Here is a 15,509-nt window from a genome sequence, read left to right as displayed (position 1 = left end):
ATTTGTCTATGGGCAAAATAAATATACAGATTTGCATTATTTTGATTATTAAAGGAGCTGTAATATGCATAAAGAGTATACATTATTAGAAAAGAAAAAAATAGAAGAGCTGAATGCGGTTGGACAATTGTTCATACATGGTAAAAGTGGTGCTAAATTATTTATTATTAGCAATGACGATAATAACAAAGCATTTTCAATCTCTTTTAGAACTCCACCAGGAGATGACACTGGCTTGCCACATATTCTTGAACATTCCGTCTTATGTGGATCCAGGAAATTCCCAATTAAGGATCCTTTTGTAGAACTTGCAAAAGGCTCACTTAACACCTTCTTAAATGCAATGACTTTTTCAGATAAAACCATGTATCCGGTAGCCAGCTGTAATGATAAGGATTTTGAAAACCTTATGGATGTTTATTTAGATGCAGTACTTTACCCTAACATTAAGAGAGAAGATAAAATTCTCAAGCAAGAGGGATGGCATTATGAATTATATGAGGAAGGGGAAGAACTTACTTATAAAGGTGTTGTTTACAATGAAATGAAGGGAGTGTTTTCATCCCCAGAACAAACCTTATTTAGAAAAATTCAACAGTCCTTATTTCCAGATAATGCATATCACTTTGAATCCGGTGGTGATCCAGAGTTCATTACAGATTTAACGCAAGAAAATTTTCTTGATTATCATAAAAAATATTATCATCCATCAAATAGTTATATTTTTATTTATGGAGACGTGAACGTTGGAGAAAAACTTGAATGGCTGCATAATCATTATTTGAAAGATTTTGAAGCTATTGAAATAGATTCAAGAATTCCGAAGCAAGCGCCTTTTGATCAACGAAGAGAAGTGATTGAAGCTTATCCGATTTCCAGTAACGAATCCTTAGATAGCAAAACCTACCTTTCACTTAATTTTGTAACAGGAGAAATTACGAATAAGTGTGAGTATGTGGGTCTAGAAATACTCGAATACATTTTATTAGAGGCGCCAGGAGCACCTTTGAAAAAAGCTTTGCTTGAAGCAGCAATAGGGAAGGATGTTTTTGGCTCTTACGATAATAGTATATTACAACCTACCTTTAGTATTGTTGTGAAAAATTCAGAAGAAGCTAAAAAGGATCAATTTTTAGAGGTTGTATTCAAAACACTCCAAAAGTTATCTGATGAAGGATTAGATAAGAAGAAAATTGAAGCAGCAATTAATCATTTTGAATTTAAAACGAAGGAAGCTGACTACGGTAGGTATCCAAAAGGTGTTGTTTATGCAATGAAATCAATGGATAGCTGGTTATATGATGCTAGTCCATATGAACATTTGGCTTTTAATAAAACCTTTGAAGAACTTAAAGAAGGCGTTGATAATGGTTGCTTTGACAATTTGATTAAAAAATATTTCTTGAACAACAATCATTCGACTGTCTTAATTTTAAAACCTGACCAAGAAATGCTTGTTAAAAAAGAAGAAGATATAAAGAATAAGCTAAAGGCATACAAGGATAGTTTGTCACCTGAACAACTGAAAAAACTTGTCAGTGAAACAAATGACCTTGAAAATTTTCAAAATGAAAAAGAGAGTAAAGAAAACATTGAATCAATTCCTTTATTGTCCTTAGATGATATTAAGAAGGAAATTGAACCTATGATTTTAGATGAAAAGGTTATAAACAATGTTAGATGGTTAAGACATATTAATTTTACGAATAACATTGTATATGTTCAATTTGATTTTGATACTACCAAGGTTCCGATGCATTTATTGCCTTATATCGGGTTGCTGACAGGAATATTTGGTAAGATGAATACCGAATTTTACGACTATGGAGATTTATCTACAGAAATCAACATCAATACTGGTGGTATTAAGTTTAACGTAAATGTTTATGGTGTAAATGATGAAACTGATGTCTTTAGACCAAAATTTGAACTTAGTGGAAAGTGTTTTTCAGATAAAGTACCCAAATTATTTGAATTGTCTCGTGAAATGCTTTTCAATACACAATTTGAAGATAAGAAAAGATTGGCTGAAATAGTTGCTGAATTAAAATCACGTATGCAAATGAGTTTGAGTAGTAGTGGGCATACAACAGCAGCAAATAGAGCAGAGTCTTATTTTTCAAAAGCAGCGTATTATAGAGAATGGGTTAGTGGAGTGTCTTACTACGAATTTTTAGAAAAGTGTGATAGCAATTTTGATTCAATCTCAGATGAAATGGTTAAAAACTTGAAGCAATTGGTACACATTATTTTTAGACCTGAGAATCTAATCGTTGGTGTTACCTGTGAAAAAGAAGCTCTGAATGTACTGGATCATGAAATGAATATATTTGTTGAATCTCTTGATCATAATATTTTAAGCCTAGATGATATTTCTTTTGAATTAGAACAAAGAAATGAAGGCTTTATGACTTCAGGCAAAGTTCAATATGTTGCAAAAGCTGGTAATTTCTTACTTGAAGGACATAAATATTCTGGCTATTTGAGGGTGTTACAAACGATATTGAGTTTAGATTATTTATGGCATAATGTTAGGGTAAAGGGTGGAGCATATGGTTGTATGGCGAGCTTCAAACGTAGCGGTAGTATGTATTTTGTTTCTTATAGGGATCCTAATTTAAAGGAAACACTTGAGGTTTATGATAATATGTTCAGCTATATTTCAACCTTTAGTGGTGATGAAAGAGAAATGAGAAAATACATTATTGGTACAATAAGTAAACTAGATCAACCGCTAACGCCTTCTATGAAAAATGATAAAATGATTTCACTTTATTTTGGAAATATTTCTGGAGAGCATTTGCAAAAAGAAAGAGATGAAGTGTTAACAACAACACCAGAGCAAATAAGAGAGCTTGCATTTTTAATTAAAGATACGTTGAAGCAAGATAATGTTTGTGTATTAGGAAATGAAAAAAAGGTTGAAGAATTAAAAGTATTATTTGGAGAAACAAAACATTTATTTAATTAAATACCTGATCAACAAAAAAGTGACTATTTTGTCACTTTTTTTGTTGAGTAGGATGGCTTGTCATATTTGCGTATCGTATTCATCCTCGATATTATCTTGTTTATTCATAAAATAAGGACAGTCTGTATCATTATTCTTAGAATTGGTTAAGGTAATAGAAAATGAAAGGTTACATTTACCTTCTTCTTGATAAATACAGTCATGTGTACAGTTGATATCCATATGATTGTACCTCCTAATAGATTTTATTTTATCCAAATAAAAAGAAATTAAACCATCATTTAAAATCTGCATAGGGAGGTGAAGGATTTGGAATAAGAGTATTTCAGGTAATAAAAATATAATTGATTTATAAAGAGGTTATCAGGTGAGATACCATCAGACTGTCGACAAAAGCATTTTTTCTGGTGGGTGTATTGATTATTGGCAGTAAGTGTTCATTTTTCTGGCCTTACCCTTTGGCCGATCGGGCGAAAAATGAACACTTACTGCCTTTGCTATTCATTTAGAAGAAAAAATGCTTTTATCTCTGTTTCGTTAATAGACTATTTATTAAATTCTCAAGAGCATAAGGCTATTTGGTTTGATGGCCTTTTTGTAATGAGGTTTTGAACCATATAAGATATTATAAAAGCTTAATATTGGAAATTTCATGTAATAAATCTCGAGAATATGCCAATAATAAAACGATATGATTTGAATTACTAATAAATATGAAGAGGATGATAAAATGACAAAACCACAGGCAATAAGTGTTACGAAACCAACAACAGAAGATTTGCCTATAGAAAAATATGATGAGCTTGAAGCCTTCATTGATCAAATGGATACAACAAAAGGCGCTTTAATTGAGATTCTTCATAAAGCCCAAACGATATTCGGCTATTTACCTCGCGATGTACAGCTTTTTATAGCAAGAAAGTTAGGCATGCCTGGTGCAGAAGTATATGGTGTTGTTAGTTTCTATTCCTATTTTACAACAAAACCACGAGGAAAACATACCATCAGCTGTTGTATGGGAACAGCTTGCTTTGTAAGAGGCGCTGATAAAATCATTGAACGTTTAAAAGCAATACTAGATATAGAATCTAATGAAATTACTGAGGACGGTCTATTTACTTTAATAGACGTTAGATGTATTGGAGCATGTGGACTCGCACCAATAGTCAAAGTTGATGAAAAAGTATATGGACGTGTTAAAGAAGAAGAGGTGGAAGATATTATCGATACCTATCGTCTATTGGAGGGGAAGAAATGAAAATTAAATCAATTGATGAACTGAAAAAAATAAAAGAGGAATACAATGACCTTGTGCAGCTTCGTAAACAAGGTGAAGGAAATTCGGACACTATAGAAATATTAGTAGGGATGGCAACTTGCGGTATTTCCTCAGGCGCTAGAGAAACGCTAAATGCATTTGCTACCCAATTAACGAATGAAAAAATTGCTGGCGCAAAGGTTATATCTGTAGGATGTATAGGCTATTGTCATAGTGAGCCAACAGTACAGGTTAATATGAATGGACAGAAACCAATTTTATATGGCAATGTAAGTGAAGATAAGGTAGCAAAGATCATCGAACAGCATATTAAAGGTGGAAAGCCAGTAGAGGAATTGATTTTAAAGGTTGATTTTGAAAGGGCATAATTATCAGTAAATGGAGGTTCATATGGAAGGAGCACGTACACATATTTTAGTTTGTGGTGGCACAGGTTGTATGGCTAGTGAAAGTGAAAAAGTGATCAAAAATTTGGGGCTCATTTTAAAAGCGAGAGAGTATGCAGAGGACGTAAAAATTGTTAAAACAGGATGCTTTGGTTTTTGTGAACAAGGTCCAATTGTAAAAATTGAACCAGATGATGTGTTTTATGTTCGTGTATCCCCAAAAGATGCAAAAGAAATTATAGATGAACACGTTATAAAAGGACGAATTGTAGAAAGATTGCTGTATCAAGCACCAGACGAAGATAAAAAGATTAACAAACAAGAAGATATGCCTTTTTATAAAAAACAGTTTCGTATTGCGCTTAGAAATTGTGGTCTTATTAACCCGGAAGATATTTATGAATACATTGCGCTGGGCGGTTATGAGGCACTTGGAAAATCCATTACTGAAATGACGAGAGAAACTGTTCTTGAAGAAGTCAAAAAATCAGGTCTTCGTGGCCGTGGGGGCGGTGGATTCCCCACAGGATTAAAATGGGAGATTACTAAAAATCAAGAAAGTGATGTAAAGTTCATCATATGTAATGCAGATGAAGGGGACCCGGGTGCTTTCATGGACAGGAGTATTTTGGAAGGTGACCCTCACTCAGTTTTAGAAGCAATGGCTATTGGAGCTTATGTGATTGGTGCTGATAAGGGGATTATATATATTCGAGCAGAATATCCACTTGCAATTGAACGTTTAAACATTGCACTGAAACAAGCAAGAGAGCTAGGATTGTTAGGGAAAAATATATTTGGAACCAATTTTAACTTTGATATTCATATCAAATACGGTGCAGGAGCATTTGTTTGTGGTGAAGAAACCGCCTTAATCAATTCCTGCGAAGGTAAACGTGGTGAACCAAACTACAAGCCACCTTATCCAGCAGTGGAAGGTTATTGGGGGCATCCCACTTGTGTCAATAACGTAGAAACTTTTGCGAATATTACAGCAATTATCAATAAGGGTGGTGACTGGTTTTCCTCAATTGGAACAGAAAAAAGCAAAGGTACTAAGGTATTCGCTTTAGCAGGAAAAATCAACAATGTAGGTCTGGTAGAAGTGCCTATGGGTATTACCTTGAGAGAAATCATTTATGATATTGGTGGAGGCATTCAAGGGGGCAGAAAATTTAAGGCGTTACAAACGGGTGGTCCTTCGGGAGGTGTTTTAACAGAAAAAGACCTAGATACTAAAATTGATTATGATAGCCTCATAGAAAAAGGTTCCATGATGGGATCAGGTGGCCTGATTGTTATGGATGATAAGGATAATATGGTTAATATTGCAAAGTTTTATCTTGAATTTACAATGGATGAATCTTGTGGTAGATGTACTCCTTGCCGTATTGGAACAAAACGTATGTATGAAATTCTAAATAAAATAACGAGTAAAAAAGCGACAATGGCTGACATCGATGCTTTAAAGCAATTATCCTATATGATTAAGGATAGTTCCCTTTGTGGTCTCGGCCAAACAGCACCAAATCCAGTTATTAGTACTATGAAACATTTCTGGAGTGAATATATGGCATTTATTAAGGATGTAGATCATCCACAAGGTGAAGGAAAATACGAGCCGAAAAATAAAAACAAGGTGAAAGCTTAAGGAGGGGAGAAAGCATGGTTGAAACTGAAAAAATGATCAAAGTTAAAATCAATGATCAAGAGCTCTCAGTCACGGAGGGAATTACCATCTTAGAGGCAGCACATAAAGCAGGAGTTAAAATACCTACTTTATGTCATTTAGATTTACATGATCTAAAAATGGTTAATCAAACAGCATCCTGTAGAGTATGTATGGTTGAGGCTCCTGGGAGAAATAGTCTTGTTCCAGCATGTGTAACAAAAGTATCTGATGGAATGGAAGTCAAAACTCATACCACTAGAGCCATTACTGCAAGGAGAATGGCGGTTGAATTACTTTTATCCAATCATCCAAACGAATGTTTCACCTGTCCAAAAAATCTTCAATGTGAACTTCAAGCTCTTGCTGCTGAGCTTGGAGTAAGAGAAATTCGGTGGGAAGGCGAAAGAATGGACTATCCAAAGGATTTAAGCTCTGATGCCATTGTAAAGGATGCCAATAAATGTATTTATTGTAGAAGATGTGAAACAGCCTGCAACAAATTGCAAACCTGTGGCATCTTATCCGGTATTGGAAGAGGATTTGATGTATTTGTAGGACCTTTTTCAAATATTCCTATGGTTGAATCCTCTTGTACCTATTGTGGGCAATGTGTTGCGGTATGTCCAACAGCTGCATTGACAGAAGTAAACCACACAGCCAAAGTGTGGGAAGCTCTCAATGATCCAGATAAACATGTAATTGTACAAACTGCACCTGCTATTCGAGTTGCCATCGGTGAACTTTTTGATATGGAACCTGGCACCATTGTTACAGGCAAGCTTGTAACAGCTTTAAAACGGATGGGCTTCGATGCGGTTTTTGATACAGATTTTGGGGCTGATTTAACAATTATGGAAGAGGCATCTGAAATTATTTATAGAATAAAGAACAATAAAACCTTGCCAATATTAACCAGCTGTTGTCCCGCATGGGTGAAGTTTATCGAACATCAATTTCCAGAGCTCTTAGAAATACCATCTACGTGTAAGTCGCCACATATTATGTTTGGAACGATAGTGAAAACCTATTACGCCCAAAAAAATGGGATTGATCCTGATAATATTGTTGTAGTTTCGATCATGCCTTGTATCGCTAAAAAGGCAGAGGCGAAACGTCCAGAACTTACAAAAGATGAAAATAATCATGTGGACATTGTTGTAACGACAAGAGAACTTGGTGCGATGATTAAAGAAGCGGGAATTGATTTTAAACAGTTGCCAGATAATGAATATGACAAACCATTAGGTGAGACCACTGGTGCCTCAGTTATATTTGGAACTACAGGCGGGGTAATTGAAGCTGCAATTCGTACAACCCATGAATGGTTAACGGGAGAAGTGCTTGAGGATGTTGAATTCAAGCAGCTTAGAGGGATGGAAGGCGTCAGAGAAGCGGTTGTAAATGTGGGAGGCAAAGAGCTTAAAATAGGTATTGCCCATGGTCTTGGTAATGCACGTATTTTACTAGAAAGTATTAGAGATGGCACATCTAAATATGATGCTATAGAAATTATGGCGTGTCCAGGTGGCTGTATTGGAGGCGGGGGACAACCCTATCATCATGGAAATGAAGAAATAGTAAAAAAACGTCAAGAAGCTATCTATCAAGAAGACCGGAATAAAAAAATAAGAAAATCTCATGAAAATGCGGAGGTCTTAGAATTATACAAACAATACCTAGGAGAACCTTATGGAAAGCTTGCCCACGAGCTTCTTCATACTCATTATGAAGAAAGAGAACGCATATGATTTCTTATGCAACAAGTTTAGATATGATACCTTCTGCTACAGGTTTAGATATGAACCCGTTACAAATTGAGAGATTTCAATTTTACAAAAGTTGAGATTTTGTCTAGTATAAATTAAAAAGAGTTCATTTGGTAAAAATTAATCAGAGAAATTTTCGACTGATATAAAATCAGAGAGATTTCTTCTGGAATAAAATTTGACTTGACAAACATGAGTTATTCTATTAAGATATGTAATAAGATAAAAGCAATGAAAAGGAAGAGTACTTTGCATATTGAAACAAAGAGAGGAGATGTTGGTGAGAATTCTCCATGACGATGTAAAGGAAGGTAGCCTTGGAGCTGTGAACCGAAATCTTGATCGACTGGAAATAATATTTTATGTCGATAGATAAGTACTTGTTACTTACAAGAGAGTAGGCTTCAACGGAAGCTTACCGTTATTCAAGCAATAATATCGGAGAAATCCTGTATTATATGAGTGTGCTAAATTATTTAGCAAATTTAGGTGGTACCGCGGAAGCTAAGACCTTCGCCCTATGGTTTATAGGGTGGAGGCTTTTTTTATTATTAGGAAAGTGCTGTATAAGTAAACTCGACGTATAAATAACAAAGTTATTTAACGCGGAGCAGCCGATTTTCTTGTCCAGTAGGAAAGTTCTACTTTCCACGAAGCATAGAACAAAGCGTTAGATAGCATAAATTATTATGTAACGCGCTGACAAGCGCTTTGTTCTGATTCTATCAATCTTAAGTAAAGGCATAGCCTATTTGAAAGGAGACGTGTGATTATGAAATTAACTGGAGCTCAGATCGTAATTGAATGTTTGAAGGAACAAGGTGTAGATACAATATTTGGATATCCAGGTGCTGCAACAATAAATATTTATGACGAACTTTACAAAAACGCTCAATTTATTCAACATATCTTGACCTCTCATGAGCAAGGTGCAGCCCATGCTGCAGATGGTTACTCGCGTTCAAGTAATAGAGTGGGTGTATGTATTGCAACCTCAGGACCAGGTGCGACAAATTTAGTTACGGGTATTGCTACAGCTTATATGGATTCAATTCCGATGGTAGCAATTACTGGAAATGTTGATATGAACAAATTAGGTAAGGATAGTTTCCAAGAAGTAGATATTCTAGGAATTACTATGCCAATCACTAAGCATAACTTTATGATCAAAGATGTGAATGATCTTGCACCTGCCATGAGAGAAGCATTTCTAATAGCAAAGTCAGGAAGGCCAGGACCAGTATTAATTGACATCCCAAAGAATATTACCTCAGAATTAACTGAATATATAAGAAAAGAACCAGTTCAAGCAAAAAGAGTAGAAAGTCAAATGAATGAAAAGGTCTTAGAACTGATTACCAATGCAAAACGACCGATGATATATGCAGGAGGAGGCGTTAAACTTGCAAGAGCCTCTGAAGAATTAATCGCTTTTGCTGAAATGATCAGTGCACCTGTTGCCTGTAGCTTAATGAGCATTGGAAGTATTCCAACAGACCATCAGCTTTACACAGGTATGGTAGGCATGCACGGAAGTATGGTTTCAAATAACGCTTTCAATATGTGTGATTTATTAATATGCATAGGAGCAAGATTTAGCGATAGAGCAGTAGGTAACGACAAGAATTTTGTTAAGAATGGTAAAATTATTCATTTTGATGTAGATCCAGCTGAAATAAATAAAAACATTCTAGTTGATGAATGCATTATTGGAGACATTAAAAACACTTTAATTATGTTAATGGACCACTTGACATCACAAAAACACGAAGACTGGCTTGAACAAATCGATGAACTTAAAACTCAATATGAAATTACTTACGAAACGGACAAAATAAACGTACCATATCTATTAAAAAGAATTGGTGAGCATGCCTCAGAAGAAGATATTATTACGACCGATGTAGGACAACATCAAATGTGGACAGCTCAACATTATCCCTTCAAAAAGCCTTATAAGTTCTTAACATCTGGAGGATTAGGTACAATGGGCTACGGCCTTGGTGCAGCCGTGGGCGCCCAATTTGCAAATAAGGATAATCGAATTATTATGATCACGGGTGACGGTTCCTTCAAAATGAACTTTAATGAAATCGTAACCTCCGTCCGACATCGATTACCTATAAAAATATTCTTAATGAACAATCACACATTAGGAATGGTACGACAATGGCAAGACTTATTTTATGATCAAAGGTTCGCGGCAACAACCCTAGAAGATGATATTGATTACGTTCAATTTGCAAGATCTCTAGGAGGAGAAGGCTATACAATTGATAGTATCAACGACATTGATTCTGTTATTGAAGCTGCTTTCTCCAATGACAAATTATGTTTAATCCACTGTAACGTACCCCAAAGTAAATTTGTATACCCTATGGTTCCCCCGGGCAAAGCAATCCACGAAGCCATCTGGGAATAAAAAACAATACAGAGAGATATTAGGAAAACCCTATTAAACACATGTCATTGTAGCCCACTAGGTGGGCTGCAATGTACCATGCGCAGTGTAAAGCCCGTTTTAAATATCGACTGTAAAACTGCTGCAAAACTCGCTATATTCTTGCAAATTACCTTTCGTTATGATATAATATTTTATAACAATAATAGAAAATGCCAATATTGAAAATACTTTACAAATATCTCTTTCGAGGGGCGAAAAAGTATGACCTTAGCATTTAAAAACGAAAATAGAAAATTACTCTTAGCACAAACCAACACACTATTATTTAAAGTTTTAATCGTATTCATTTTATACTCATCTGTTTTATCAGTCATCAGCTTCTACATTGGCGCACTAGGTGAGTTTATTATTGTTGAGATTTTATTTAATGTAGTTAGAGTTGTTGCCCTTATTAGTATCCAAAAAATCGTTAAAAATGAAAATATCAAATATAGCCTATTTGTTTGTTTTGGTATGATAGGATTTATTTTTTCCTTCTTTACCTTAAGGGACTACGTAGGCATTTTTTATGGTGCGCTGGTATACTGTTACATCACAATTATAATCATTTCCCTAAAACGTATTGTCGCTAGTGTTTTTGCAGGAGTTGGGGTTCTTGCATATCTTATTTTGTTTTATATCTATCCATATAAAAATATTGATATAGAGGTATCCTATTATCTAAGTCAAATAGGTTTTATTCTGATTTATAATTTCATTGTTCTTAAAGTAATGGATTATTTCAAGATTTATGAAAGTAAAATATATGACCAAATTGATTTGATAGAACATCAAAAGGATTCACTAGAAGAACAAAAAAGAGAGTTATTAAAAAGTGAAGAACGATATAGATTGGTTTTTGATGCAAGTAGAGACGGATTATGGGATTATGACATGATAAATAGAAATATTTATTATTCTGAACAAGCACTAGAGCTGCTTAAAGTGAATGATTTTGAAAATCAAGAGTTTATTAGTTTACATTGTGAAGCAATCCCCCCTGAGGATTATAAAACTGTTAAAACTTATCGAAAAGAAATCTTAAATGGAAAAAGAGATAAGTATACAATAGAATTTAAATATAAAGCTTCGGAGCATTTCCTCTGGTTAGAAGAACAAGTTATGGTTCTTAGAGATCAAGATGGTAACATTAAACGAATTGGAGGATCCATATCAGATATTACAGAAAAGAAGCTTAAAGATGTAAAGATACACACCTTAGCTTATTACGATACATTAACACTTCTTCCTAATAGAAGCTTTTTCTATGAGGAAATAAACCGCATAATTGAAACACAGTATACAACAATGGATTCACTTGCAATTATTATACTAGATATAGATGATTTTAAGTTGGTAAATGATATTTTTGGTCATGAAATTGGAGATGAAGTATTACTAACCATAGCCAATAGATTCAAAGCCATGGATTGGGATAACATAACAATTGCTAGGCTTGGCGGTGATGAATTTGGTTTGTTAGTTGTTGAAAAGCTAGATGAGGAAGAAATTACTGAACAATTAAGCTTGATTACACAACTTGTTGATCAACCAATTAAGATTATGAATCATGATGTAAAGCTTACATCTAGTATGGGTATCTCCTTTTTTCCTAAAGATGGAACGGATAAGGAAATATTACTGAAAAATGCAGAACTTGCATTGTATAAAGCAAAATCCTTAGGAAAGAGTTGTTACAACTTCTTTGATATTAAAATGGCTGAAGAGCTTTTGAAAAAAGTTGATATGGGACTTGAATTAAAAGAAGCAATCAATAAAAATGAGTTGCTATTGTACTACCAACCACTTATTAATTGCGATACAAAAAAGCTTACAGGATTTGAAGCATTGATAAGATGGGATTCACCTAAATATGGCAGAGTAAGTCCAAATGACTTTATTCCTTTGGCAGAAGAAATTGGAGCTATAAATGAAATAGGAAAGTGGGTTTTTAAAGAAGCAGGAATATTCTCAAAAAAAATAAACAAGTTGTTTCCGAAGGAAATCAACAAGTTGCATCTAGAGGAAATCAACCTACCAGAGGAAATCAATCAATTGCTTCCAGACGTAATCGACACCAATAATAAAAAGATTACGGTATCAATAAATGTATCTCCAGTACAAGTAATAGATCATTTTTTTATAGAAGACATGATGGGAATCACAGAGGAGTATGGAATTGATCCTAATATTATTTGTATCGAAATAACTGAAAACGCGTTGATATCATCCTTTGATCATGCGATTGCAAACATTAAAAAATTAAGTGAGCTTGGCTTTATTATTTCTATCGATGATTTTGGTACAGGGTATTCATCTTTAAGTTATTTGAAGAATTTACCCGCAAGTATTATTAAAATCGACAAATCTTTTGTTGATCATATAGAAAACAATTCTAAGGATCTAGATTTAATTAAAACAATTATTAGTCTTGGCAAAGTATTAAATATGGAAGTCGTAGCTGAAGGTGTTGAGAACTTAGGCCAATATGATTTGCTTAAGGAACATAAATGCGATATTATTCAAGGGTTTTTATTTAGTAAGCCCTTAACAGAAGAAGACGCAAATACTTATTTGCTTAAAAATCTTGAGTAAACCTGAGCAAGGACTATAATAATGATTATGACTAGTATTAAAACAAAGTTGAGCTTGTTCAAGTCTGCATACATCTCATGCTTTTTGGGGTTTGCTATTAGGATCCATCCATTATTTAACTTGTGATAAGCGGTAATCATTGCTTTCTGATTTTCCCTATACTCAATAATTCCAAAGGTATCTCCAGTGTGTATCATATTGACCAAAGTTTCGTGATGTTTATTATTTATTGTTTTATAGTTTTTACCAATTATTTTTGAATCAGGGTCAAAAAGAATATCATAGTTAGAGTTTAATAAAGTAACATAACCAGTATCATAGATCTTGATTTTATTTAATTCATTTGATATATCATCAAAAAATAATTCGGAACCTCCAACACCTATCAAAATATCTCCAATGAGTACTTGCTCACTATAGGAGATAATATTGGCATCCCATGGTTCCCAAAAATAAGGATTAGACCATGAAGAACCATTTTTTTCTGCATGAACCCACCAATCGCTTTTGTCTAAGTCGTCTTTTCTGATATCGTAATCTACTTCTCGTATGTACTCTTTGTTATCAACTGAATAGGACAAAATGCCAGCATTTTGTATTGCATTGGTATCAAATACTACCCATCCTGATTTAGCTTGAAAAACTTTAATGGCATTCAAAAACAAAAAGGATACTTCATTTTTGTATGCTTCCATTGCAATTGGGTCGTTTTTTACTTTCTCATAATCGATTGTAGAGGTAACTATATTTACTAACTCATGTGAAAGCAATTCCGTATTTTCAATTTCATTTTCTATCATTGTTGCATTTGAATTAAGGAGGCTAGTTATTTTCTCCATCGATGTTTTGTCAATAACTGATATTGATTGAGCATAGAAAAGAAGCGTAATCACTACGGACAAGAGTATACAAATAGATAGTAAAGTAATATACATTTTTGTAGACATAGTATTCATCGTAATCCTCCTTTTTTAAAGTAATGATTTTTACGAATTATTCTATAGTATACATGGGATAGAACAATCATAATCATGATCACTACAAGCAGTATGATATTTAGTTTGTTTAAGTCTGCATATATTTCTTGTTTCTTATTGCTGGATAACAGAACCCAGCCATTTGCTAGTTTTTTATAACCTACAATTTTATTTTCATCATTATTCTTATATTCTATAATGTCAAAGTTACCACCATTTTCAATCTGTTTAGCATACATAGCATATTGGTTATTATTTAAGGTTTTATAATTTTTACCAATGTTTTTTTCATCGTTATCAAAAAGAATATCAAAATTGGAGTTTACCAATGTAACATACCCGGTATCGTATAGTTTAATGGATTTTAATTGGTTAGAGATATCTTCGAAAAATAAGTCTGAACCACCTACACCAATTATTTTGTTGTTAATTACTATTTGTTCACTATAAGAGATAATTGTTGCATCCCATCGTTCCCAATAATAAGGTGTTGACCAGGAATTACCATTGTCCACAGCATCAACCCACCAAGCATCTTTATAAAATTCCGTCTCTCTAATTCTATATTCAGGTTGTCTTATATAACCGTTTTCATTTTTGGTAAAAGATATTGTTCCAGCACTCGGTACTACAGCTGTATCAAAAACAACCCAGCCAGACTTTGCTTTAAAATTTATAATAGCATTCAGAAATAGAGGAGATATTTTATCTTCATAAATATTCATGGCGTCTGTATTATCGCTGACAAATTTTAAATTCATAGTTGAAGTAATTATATTTATCAGCTCATGTGAAAGCAGTTCTGTATTTTCAATGTTATTTTCAATCATCATAGCATTAGATTCAAGTATATTTTTTAATTTTTCAATAGAAGTCTTTTCAATTACAGTGATGGATTGAAAATAGAATAGAAGTACGATGATTAGATTGCATAGCATTCCAACAGTTAGAAGCATGATATAGATTTTTTTAGATGAATAATCCATTATAAACCTCCTTGTTAAACTACTTTAGAACGATAAAATAGATCGGATTTTCTTGATATTAAGAACGAATACATAAGCAATTTGAGAAGCGGCAGGTTTATGTTATGCATTATTAATATGAAATGTGCCGATTTTCTTGATATTAAGATTGATATACATCAGCGATTAGAAAAGCGGCAGGTCTATGTTACGAATTATTGATCTTAACTGCGCCGGTTTTCTTGGTATTAAGAACGATGTACATATGCAATTAGAAAAGCGGCAGGTTTATGTTATGTATTATTAATCTTAACTGTGCCGGTTTTCTGTAAATAACTTACAATACATAAATTATATAATATATTGAAAGAAAATTCAAACATAATTATGCCATTTCTAACATATTCTTGCTTTTATTTGCATTTTTCAATCAACTATAATTATTATTGTATTTT

Annotated in this window: 9 protein-coding genes; 7 read left to right on the top strand and 2 right to left on the bottom strand. The window is 33.6% G+C overall.

Annotated elements, in window-relative coordinates; all coding sequences use genetic code 11:
* The first annotated feature begins 64 nt into the window (after positions 1–64).
* The 7 genes from CVU84_04870 to CVU84_04840 all read left to right on the top strand — a co-directional run bounded on the left by CVU84_04870 (position 65) and on the right by CVU84_04840 (position 13,112).
* The gene (locus tag CVU84_04870) at positions 65–2,971 is read left to right on the top strand and encodes a peptidase M16 (GenBank protein PKM95403.1); all 2,907 of its coding nucleotides are present in this window, start codon (positions 65–67) and stop codon (positions 2,969–2,971) included.
* Between the two features lie 730 nt (positions 2,972–3,701).
* Entirely contained in the window at positions 3,702–4,229 is a 528-nt protein-coding gene (locus CVU84_04865; protein ID PKM95402.1) for an NAD(P)H-dependent oxidoreductase subunit E, read from the top strand.
* Positions 4,226–4,618: an NADP oxidoreductase gene (locus CVU84_04860; GenBank protein ID PKM95401.1), complete on the top strand. Its 393-nt coding sequence runs from the start codon at positions 4,226–4,228 to the stop codon at positions 4,616–4,618. Before CVU84_04865 ends, CVU84_04860 begins: the two co-directional genes overlap by 4 nt.
* 22 nt (positions 4,619–4,640) lie before the next feature.
* The gene (locus tag CVU84_04855; GenBank protein PKM95400.1) at positions 4,641–6,287 is read left to right on the top strand and encodes an NADH-quinone oxidoreductase subunit NuoF; all 1,647 of its coding nucleotides are present in this window, start codon (positions 4,641–4,643) and stop codon (positions 6,285–6,287) included.
* 14 nt (positions 6,288–6,301) lie between these two features.
* Positions 6,302–8,056: an NADH:ubiquinone oxidoreductase gene (locus CVU84_04850; GenBank protein PKM95399.1), complete on the top strand. Its 1,755-nt coding sequence runs from the start codon at positions 6,302–6,304 to the stop codon at positions 8,054–8,056.
* A 790-nt stretch (positions 8,057–8,846) separates the two neighbouring features.
* A complete protein-coding gene (ilvB, locus tag CVU84_04845) occupies positions 8,847–10,496 on the top strand; it encodes an acetolactate synthase, large subunit, biosynthetic type (GenBank protein ID PKM95398.1) in 1,650 nt (549 codons plus the stop codon).
* Between the two features lie 243 nt (positions 10,497–10,739).
* Positions 10,740–13,112, top strand: coding sequence for a hypothetical protein (locus tag CVU84_04840; protein PKM95397.1), 2,373 nt, complete (start codon positions 10,740–10,742; stop codon positions 13,110–13,112).
* On the opposite strand, the gene CVU84_04835 is transcribed toward CVU84_04840, so the two are convergent.
* Complete coding sequence (locus CVU84_04835) at positions 13,088–14,068, bottom strand: hypothetical protein (protein ID PKM95396.1); 981 nt, start codon at positions 14,066–14,068, stop codon at positions 13,088–13,090. The two genes, CVU84_04840 and CVU84_04835, sit on opposite strands and share 25 nt — an antisense overlap.
* Entirely contained in the window at positions 14,065–15,075 is a 1,011-nt protein-coding gene (locus CVU84_04830; protein PKM95395.1) for a hypothetical protein, read from the bottom strand. Before CVU84_04830 ends, CVU84_04835 begins: the two co-directional genes overlap by 4 nt.
* Between the last annotated feature and the right edge of the window lie 434 nt (positions 15,076–15,509).

The organism is Firmicutes bacterium HGW-Firmicutes-1, from assembly GCA_002841625.1.
GTDB lineage: Bacteria > Bacillota > Clostridia > Lachnospirales > Vallitaleaceae > HGW-1.
The sequence above is the reverse complement of the archived record's forward strand: the minus strand, read 5'-3'. Positions and strand labels throughout refer to the sequence as shown.